This window comes from Blautia sp. BIOML-A1, assembly GCF_009883055.1.
Taxonomy (GTDB): Bacteria; Bacillota; Clostridia; order Lachnospirales; family Lachnospiraceae; genus Blautia_A.
In genome coordinates, this window is record NZ_WWVR01000025.1 from 37451 (window position 1) to 46581 (window position 9131).

Consider the following 9131-nt stretch of genomic DNA (forward strand, 5'->3'; position numbering starts at 1 on the left):
TCACCATGAATCACACATCAATCCTGCAGTTTCGTACTGCCAATTGTAAAAACTGTTATAAGTGCATTCGTAACTGTCCTGTAAAGGCAATCAAGGTAACAAACCAGCAGGCACAGATCATAGAAGAACAGTGTATCCTCTGTGAAAAATGTATTGCTGTCTGTCCTCAGCATGCAAAGGTTGAGCACAATGATATCCCGGACCTCCAGAAAGTGATCGCTTCCGGGAAAAAGGTCATCGCATCCGTACATCCGGCGTATTTTGCCAGATATGGATGGAAAAGCATTGATGATCTGGAACAGTGTCTTAAGAAGATGGGCTTCTGGAAGGTGGTTGATGCAGCAGAGGGTGCGGCTATGATGAAGGAAAAATATACGCAGTTTCTGAAGAACCAGCAGCAGAAGACAATGCGGATATCATCTAACTGTCCGGTGGTCGTGAGATTGATAGAAAAGAAATATCCGCATCTGACAGAGCATCTGATGCCTGTTTATTCTATCAAACAGATGCACGCGGTCTATCTCAAGGAGCAGTATCCAGATGCTGTTTTGGTATACATCAGTCCGTGTATCTCAGTGATGGCAGATGCAGAAGAAGGTCAGGCACAGATGGATTATGTGATCACATTCCGGGAACTGAATAACTGGATGAAGGATGTTTCTGAGAAGCCAAAGCGAAGTACGGGAGAAAAAGGAGAGGTATATCTTTCCAGAATGACTGCAGTAAGCGGAGGGCTGATCCAGGCAATGCAGCCTGTAGAGGGACAGAAATATCTGGCAGTAGACGGTATAGAGCAATGCAAAAAGATCCTTAAGGAACTAAAGACAGGGGAATATGAAGATTATTTCATAGAAATGAATGCCTGTACGAATGGCTGCATCGGTGGCGGTTCATACTCTCTGAACCAGGAGAAAAAGCTTCTGGATGCACTCATTGCCATAAAGGAGCTTTCCATGGAGGATGGAGAGCCGGATTATCAGAAGGATTATCATATGGAGGTGCCGGAGATACCGGAAAGAAGGTTTATACAGGAGGAACTGTATCCCGGAAAGGCAATCACAAAAGAACAATTAACACATGTTCTGCATGAAATGGGTAAATATACAAAGGAAGACGAGCTGAACTGTGGCGCTTGTGGTTATGATACCTGCAGAGCAAAGGCGATCGCCGTTATTCAGGGCAAGGCAGAGGTGTCCATGTGCATTCCTTATATGAGAGAAAAACAGGAAAACTATGCCAATATCATCATTGATGCCATGCCGGGACTGCTGGTTACCATTGATTATGACTTTAATATCATACAGATGAATAAAGCAGCACAGGATCTGTTTGATATTTCCAGAAAGAAGCATCTTCTTGGAAAGCCGGTAGGGGAGATCATGGATGATTATTCTATGATAAATATGATCGCTTTTAACAGGGAGATCATACAGGACTGCATTTATCTTGGAGAACAGAAGAGATATATAGAACGTGTACTGACCAATGACAGAAAGAATAAACTGATCCTGTGCATCATGAAGGATGTAACAAAGGAAAAGGAGCGGGAAAAGAGGGAAAACCGTGCCAAGGCAGATGCGGTTCGGATGGCCGATAAGCTGGCAGAGGAACAGCTTCGGATCGTACATGAGATTGCCAGTCTTCTGGGAGAAACGGCAGCAGATACCAAGGTGGTCATTGAGGAACTGAAACAGACCATTCTGCAGGAGATAAAGTAAGATGGAAGAGAAAAGATACAAAACGATACAAAAGATAGGCGAGATCCCTACGGGATTTGGAAGGGTCAGTCTGAACAAAAAGAAAGAAAAAATTTGTGGGGATTACTATACAGTGATCACAGACCAGGATTCTACGGTACTGGTGCTCTCAGACGGACTGGGAAGTGGTGTAAAGGCTAATATCCTGGCTACGCTGACAGCCCAGATGCTTAGTATCATGATCGCAAGGAATATGGATATCCAGACCGCAGTAAAGGCTGTTGCGGATACGCTTCCGATATGTAGTGTCCGTAATCTGGCCTATGCTACATTTACGGTGCTGGTGGCAAAAGGTGAGGAAATCTGTCTGCTGCAGTATGATAATCCGGATGCTGTTTTGCTGCGGAACGGAAAAAATGTGGAATATCAAAGGGAGATCCTTATCTTCGGAGAGAAAGAGATCCATCAGAGTTATCTGCGGTTTCAGACAGGAGATATGCTGATACTTATGAGTGACGGTGTCACTAATGCCGGAATGGGCAAAACTACCTATGGCGGCTGGGGACGGGAAGAAGTGGTAAAATTCTGTGAACAGCGTTATCGAAAGGGAATGAGTGCCCAGGAGATGTCGTCGATCATCGCAAACGCGGGACAGGATCTGAATCTGGACGAGACAGACGATGACCTTACGGTACTGACTCTGACAGGAATGCAGAAAAATGTGGTCAATATTATGGTTGGTCCTCCGGCGGACCGTGAAGATGACCGCAGCTATTTTGAAACCTTTTTTCAGAAGGAAGGGATGCGGGTGGTATGCGGAGGAACTACGGCAAAGCTGGTTGCAGACTATCTGAAGGAAAAGGTGATCGGGATTGCGGATTCCGGAACGAAAGAGGTTCCTGCCATGTCCAAGATCAAAGGAATTGATCTTGTGACAGAGGGACTTCTGACTCTTCAGAAGGTGATTGATTATTATGAGGAGTTTAAAGAAGACAGACTGTGCTATAATCGTATCATCAAAAAGAAGGACGGGGCAGCAGAATTGTTTCGGGTGTTGTTCGCAGAGGCCACGGAGATAAATTTCTTTTTTGGAAATGCCTTAAATGAAAATTATACAGCACTTCATATTGAGCGTGAGAAGAAAAAGAAACTGGCACTGCAGCTGATTGATGCACTGGAGGCGGAAGGAAAGAAAGTGAAGATCTGTTTCTGGTGTGTATAAATAAAACGAAAAAACAAAAGAGAGAACAGGAGAAATTTTATGAAACTGGTTGTACAGAGGGTACTTCAGGCAGAAGTACAGGTGGATGGACAGAGTATAGGAAAGATAAACAGAGGACTTTTGGTGTTTGTCGGTGTCGGGAAGGAAGATACAAAAGAAATTGCGGATAAATATCTCAAAAAACTGCTGGGACTTCGTATTTTTGAAGACGAAAACGGCAAGACAAATCTTTCTCTCAAGGATGTGGACGGAGAAGTGCTTCTGGTCTCTCAGTTTACATTGTATGCGAACTGTAAGAAGGGAAACAGACCAAGCTTTATTGAGGCGGGGGACCCGGCAGAGGCAGAAGCTTTATATGAATATATGATCGCAGAGGCGAAAAAAACGGTTCCGGTTGTGCAGCATGGAAGTTTTGGAGCGGATATGAAGGTTTCTCTGATCAATGACGGACCGTTTACGGTTATTCTGGATGAACATATTTTATAAAAAATTGTTGTAACTATTCCGAATACAGTGAACAGCAGCACGAATTGTTTTGTTATATAAGAATGGGAGGCAGGAACAATGATTCTTGATCATGTGAGGGTATTTACAGAGGATAAAAAGTTTACAGATGGCGGGATCGTCATAAAGGACGGCAGAATCGCTGAGGTTTATACAGAGGGGAATTGTCCGGCAACAGATGGAGAGGAAATCCTGGATGGACAGGGAATGTATGCGATACCGGGGCTTATTGATCTGCATTTTCATGGCTGTATGGGGGATGATTTCTGCGACGGTGACAGGGAAGCTCTTAAAAGAATTGCGGAGTATGAGGCTTCTGTGGGGGTGACTGCGATTGCACCGGCAACGATGACACTTCCGGTGGAGGAGCTGGAGCATATCCTTTGTGTGGCAGCAGCCTACAAAAACGGAGTGCACAGCAAGAAGGAGGCAGATCTTGTCGGTGTTAACATGGAAGGCCCTTTTATCAGCCGTGTCAAGAAGGGCGCTCAGGATGAGAGGAATATCATCCCATGTGATACGGAGGTCTGTGACCGTTTCTTAAGGGCCTCAGAGGGGCTGGTAAAGTTTATAGGGATCGCTCCGGAGGAGAGCGAGGATTCTGTTTCTTTTATCCGGGCAGTCAAAGATCGCGTGAATGTTTCTCTTGCACATACAAATGCGGATTATGATACGGCAATGAAGGCTTTTGAGGCAGGGGCAGATCATGCGGTGCATCTTTATAATGCGATGCCTCCGTTTGTACACAGGGAGCCGGGGGTGATCGGAGCTGTGTATGACAGTAAGCATGTGATGGCTGAGATCATCTGTGATGGAGTGCATATTCATCCGGCAGCAGTACGGGCAACCTTTGAGATGCTCGGGGAAGATCGGATGATTCTGATCAGTGACAGTATGCGGGCGACAGGAATGCCGGATGGTTCATATACTCTTGGAGGGCTGGATGTGAATGTGGTCGGAAATCGCGCTACACTGGCCTCAGACGGGACGATAGCGGGTTCGGCGACGAATCTTATGGACTGCATGAAAACAGCGGTTAAAGCCATGAAAATACCGCTTGAAACGGCAGTTGCCTGTGCGACGATCAATCCGGCCAAAAGCCTTGGAATTGATGCAGAATATGGTTCAATCTGTCCAGGAAAGAAAGCACATATCGTATTGATGGATCAGGAACTTCATGTTCAGAAAGTAATCAAAGACGGAGAACTGCTGTAGTTGCAGTTCTTCTCTTTTTATGTTATAGTATATAAAAACACATAACAAACCTCACATATGCTTCGCGTAATCAGGAAAGGAGGGCATTCATGGAAAATTATCCTTTTAGCGAAAAGACCAGAACAATATGGAAGCATTTTATCAGACAGTTCCAGGAAGAAAGTATTGCATCCTATCAGAGTGATTTTTTGGAATTTATAAGGTTTACGAAGAAAGATTTCCTGGATATTCATGCGGAAGATGTAGCAGAATTTTACAGAAATCTTGAAAAGAAAACAGAAGAGAAGGCACTGGCGCCGAGTACCTGTGCCAAAAAGATCAGAGAACTGAATTCACTGGCAAATTATATCTATGAGAATCGCCTGGAATTTGGTGTTAGTGATAATTATACGAATCATTTTGCAGATTATGTCAAAAAAGTTCAGAAAGTCAGTATGTATGCAAATGCAGTTCCTGTTGAGGATATCGACAGGCTGCTTGTAGCTGCACAGGAAAATCACATGGTATATTGTATCGTAATTTTGCTTTACCGTATGGGTTTTTCTTCTACAGAGATCATCGACATGAAGCCGGAAAATATCTGCCTGTATAATAATGGAGCCTATGCCTTTATGTCAAAACGCGACAAGGCTAATTTTATTCCGGAGGATGTCTATAAAATTCTGGAGTTGTATATGTCAGAACGTGAACCGAACGAATATTTGTTTTATAATAAATATGGAAATCAGCTGAATACCATGTATATCAGCCGTATGCTGAAAAAATATACCGCAAAGGCAGGAATCCATAACTACAGTGCACAGCAGCTTCGTAATTCCTGTATCTATACGATGTTTGCGTACGGTGCCGACACAACAGGGGTTGCAGAAGAAATGGGTATCACACCGGATAATCTGAAGCGCTATAAACGCGATTATATAGATGAAACATCCAGAAGTATTCGAAGTATGATCAAATTAAGGGCGGATCTTCCGGAAAATGAATAATAAATACAGAAAGAAGGATTTTTATGCGACAGGAACAATTTAAAATGGAACGTCAGGGACTGATCCAGGTCGGCGATGTTGTAGAGATCTCAGAGTTTCAGTCCTATATGAATTACAGTTATATTATTGAACCGGCGGTTGCAATGTCCGGATGTTACAAAAACTCTGAACGTATCAAAGCCAAAACAGGTGTGATCAAAAAAATTGAACATACACCGAGAGGATTTATTGTAACAGCGGAATTTGAAGAATAAAGGCTGAAAATGAAAATCTACGGTGCTGGCTGAAATCTACATCTATCTATATGAAAAACTACGGTTTGTCGTATAGATAGAGATAACTGCTGTTTGGCAATTTTATCATTAAGGAGTTAATTATTATGGAGAAAAAAACAACCTATCATGAACAAAAAGATGTTGAAAATATTCTGCGTCTCAGAGAAGTCCTTACAACGCTGCCTCCGTTCTGCAGGGATTATTTCCGTGCCATTGACACAACGACAACAACCAAAACCAGAATTTCCTATGCATATGATATCCGGATTTTCTTCCAGTTTCTTCTCGATGAAAATCCCGCATTTAAGAATTATAAAATGACAGATTTTACGGTTGATGTTCTGGATCAGATCAAGGCTCTTGATCTTGAGGAATATCAGGAATATCTTAAGGTTTATCAGGCTGGTGAAAAAACAGAAACCAATGGAGAACGCGGGCTGAAAAGAAAAATTTCAGCACTTCGAAGTTTTTATGCATATTTTTACAAAAGGGAAATGATCGAGACAAATCCTACCGTATTGATCGATGTTCCCAAAATCCATGACAAAAGCATCATCCGGCTTGATACAGATGAGGTTGCTCTTCTGCTTGATTACATTGAACATTGCGGGGATCAGCTGACCGGTCAGAAACGTGTATATTATGAAAAGACAAAGGAGCGCGATCTGGCAATCGTTACTCTCCTGCTTGGAACCGGAATTCGAGTTTCGGAATGTGTGGGGCTTGATATTGAGGATGTGGATTTCAAAAACAATGGAATTAAGGTCACCCGAAAAGGTGGCAATGAAATGGTTGTATACTTTGGTCCGGAGGTTGAGAAAGCACTGAAGCGTTATATTGAAGTCCGTGAAAATATCATTCCTCTGGAAGGTCATGAGCACGCTCTCTTCTACTCTGCGCAGCGTCGTCGGATCGGTGTGCAGGCAGTTGAGAATCTTGTCAAAAAATATGCGAGTCAGATCACAACTACCAAAAAGATCACGCCGCATAAGCTCCGCAGTACCTATGGCACGACACTTTATCAGGAAACAGGTGATATTTATCTGGTTGCGGATGTTCTTGGCCATAAAGACGTGAATACTACAAAAAAACACTATGCGGCAATTGATGATGCAAGACGCCGCCAGGCTGCAAAAGCTGTCAGGCTGCGTGAGGATTGAGAAGGAAATATAATAAAGGACGTGTAAACATGAAAAGTCATTTTTACACGTCCTTGTCATTTACCCTGCCAGATGCAGAATCTCGATAAGGAAGATCCAGCTCATTCCATAATAAGAGATAACGGCCACAAGGTCATTTATGGTGGTGATCAATGGACCGGAGGCAACTGCCGGGTCAATATGGATTTTTTTGAAAAATAACGGAATACAGGTTCCGACTGCACTTGAAATCAGCATGGCAAGTAACAGGGAACATCCGATACATGCAGAAACAGCATAGGCAAATACAAGAGTTTTGCCCTTAAATAACCAGATATATAAACCGATCAGTACAAAGGACATAAGACCAAGAAGCCCGCCGTTGCACAGACCGATACGCATCTCTTTAAATACAAGTTCCAGTTTCTGTCTGCCGGTGAGGGATTCATCCATCAGTACACGGATAGTTACAGCCAGTGACTGTGTTCCGACATTACCAGCCATATCCAGGATCAGTGACTGGAAGCACATGATGATCGGTAAGTTAGTTACTACTTTCTCAAAGATACCTACAACAGAAGAAACGATCATTCCAAGACCGAGGAGAATGATCAGCCATGGCATTCGTTTCTTCATACTCTCCTTCAATGGTTCCTGGAGATCTTCTTCGGCAGTCAGACCGGCGAATTTCGCGTAGTCCTCTCCCATCTCATCGTCAACCAGGTCTACAATGTTTGCCGAGGTAATGACTCCGATCAGGCGATTATCATTGTCAAGAACCGGAATAGAGTCTTCGGAATAATCCTTGAGGTCTTCTATGCAGTCATCGATCAGAGCAGTTCCGTATACATACGGATATGAGGTGACTACCAGCTCATCAAGAGGATGATCCTGACGTGCAATGATAAGATCCTTCAGATCGATCGCTCCATAGAATTCCTGATTATCATTTACCACAAAAATCGTAGAGATATTGTCATTCTGAGCTGCCTGGGATACCAGAGCGCTCATCGCACCTTTTACGGAAAGATGATTGTTTATTATGATGCAGTTTGTGGTCATCCGGCTTCCGATTTCTTCATCGTCAAAAGTATTGATCATTTCTACATCATGACGTACATCGTCATCCAGAAGTTCGATCAGAAGTCTGCGTTTTTCTTTGTCAAAATGCTGCAGGATATCGGATAATACATTTGTCTCTATACGGGAAAGAATTGCGGCAGCCTTCTTGAGATTCATTTCTTCAAGATAAGTTACTGCTGTCTCCTCATCTGTATATTCCAGAATATCAGATAAGGTATCCAGATCAAAGATCCGGTAAAGCTTGCTTCGTTCTGCGGAAGACAGTTCCGGTAACACCTCAGCAAGGTCATTTTCATGGAAATCCTGCAGACGTTTGGAAAGAACTGCAGGAGATACATTGCTTTTGATGATATCCAGAATTTCTTTTGCATAATTCTGTGTTCTGTTTTCCATCCTGTTTTCTCCTTTTCACTGTTGTTTAAAAAAGAGCACACCAAAACAAGGCATGATCTTTTTAGAGCATGTCAATGTCAATTAGTTTTGATTGTAAATTGTGTTCAGGGATTTTGATAAACAGGATAAAAAGAGAAAAAAATAGAAAAATATAAAGATTAAAACAGAATGTGACCTGTTATGAAATCACAAACTATTATTCTCTTCCATCCTGTGTTACTACTTCGCCCGTGAGAATCACAACTATCCATTCTGTTCACCTGCCTTTGCATTAGAAATATTGTAATTGTTTCGTACTTTCTGCCAGGAATTCGGTTATGATCAATACTGAATTTTCCGGCAAAATGTAAATTAATTTTATTGACAGTCATATTATAAACGTTTGGGGATGGGATGTCAAATGATAAAATCGTTACTGTGAACAGTAACTTGGTCAAAATCCATTCCAGATCACCTTTGGTGATATGTAGATAAAAATGCTCATTTCCATTTAGGTTACATAAGTATAATTATGTAACCTAAACTGTGCTTGTAATAACATAAAAAAGTGTCTTCGACACTTCAGCTCCCCTGCCCCTCATTCATGAGGGGATAAGGGGTTTCTTTTTTATTTAAAA

The 9131-nt window shown here is 42.5% G+C and carries 8 protein-coding genes; 7 read left to right on the plus strand and 1 reads right to left on the minus strand.

What is annotated here, in order from left to right; all coding sequences use genetic code 11:
* Positions 1-5 precede the first annotated feature (5 nt).
* The 7 genes from GT674_RS11660 to GT674_RS11690 all read left to right on the plus strand — a co-directional run bounded on the left by GT674_RS11660 (position 6) and on the right by GT674_RS11690 (position 7059).
* Positions 6-1718: a [Fe-Fe] hydrogenase large subunit C-terminal domain-containing protein gene (locus GT674_RS11660; protein ID WP_161285851.1), complete on the plus strand. Its 1713-nt coding sequence runs from the start codon at positions 6-8 to the stop codon at positions 1716-1718.
* 1 nt (position 1719) lies between these two features.
* Positions 1720-2919 carry a SpoIIE family protein phosphatase gene (locus tag GT674_RS11665; RefSeq protein WP_161285852.1) on the plus strand — a complete coding sequence of 400 codons (1200 nt, stop codon included), beginning with the start codon at positions 1720-1722 and terminating at the stop codon, positions 2917-2919.
* A gap of 39 nt (positions 2920-2958) precedes the next feature.
* Positions 2959-3405 (plus strand): D-aminoacyl-tRNA deacylase, encoded by a 447-nt coding sequence (gene dtd, locus GT674_RS11670; RefSeq protein WP_161285853.1) that lies wholly within the window; start codon positions 2959-2961, stop codon positions 3403-3405.
* A 78-nt stretch (positions 3406-3483) separates the two neighbouring features.
* The gene (gene nagA / locus GT674_RS11675) at positions 3484-4638 is read left to right on the plus strand and encodes an N-acetylglucosamine-6-phosphate deacetylase (protein WP_161285854.1); all 1155 of its coding nucleotides are present in this window, start codon (positions 3484-3486) and stop codon (positions 4636-4638) included.
* Positions 4639-4727: 89 nt separating this feature from the next.
* Entirely contained in the window at positions 4728-5624 is an 897-nt protein-coding gene (locus GT674_RS11680; protein WP_161285855.1) for a tyrosine-type recombinase/integrase, read from the plus strand.
* A 23-nt stretch (positions 5625-5647) separates the two neighbouring features.
* The gene (locus tag GT674_RS11685) at positions 5648-5878 is read left to right on the plus strand and encodes a hypothetical protein (protein ID WP_161285856.1); all 231 of its coding nucleotides are present in this window, start codon (positions 5648-5650) and stop codon (positions 5876-5878) included.
* A 125-nt stretch (positions 5879-6003) separates the two neighbouring features.
* Positions 6004-7059, plus strand: a complete 1056-nt coding sequence (locus GT674_RS11690) for a tyrosine-type recombinase/integrase (RefSeq protein WP_161285857.1) — start codon at positions 6004-6006, stop codon at positions 7057-7059.
* Positions 7060-7119: 60 nt separating this feature from the next.
* On the opposite strand, the gene mgtE is transcribed toward GT674_RS11690, so the two are convergent.
* Positions 7120-8514, minus strand: coding sequence for a magnesium transporter (mgtE, locus tag GT674_RS11695; protein WP_161285858.1), 1395 nt, complete (start codon positions 8512-8514; stop codon positions 7120-7122).
* Positions 8515-9131: the final 617 nt, after the last annotated feature.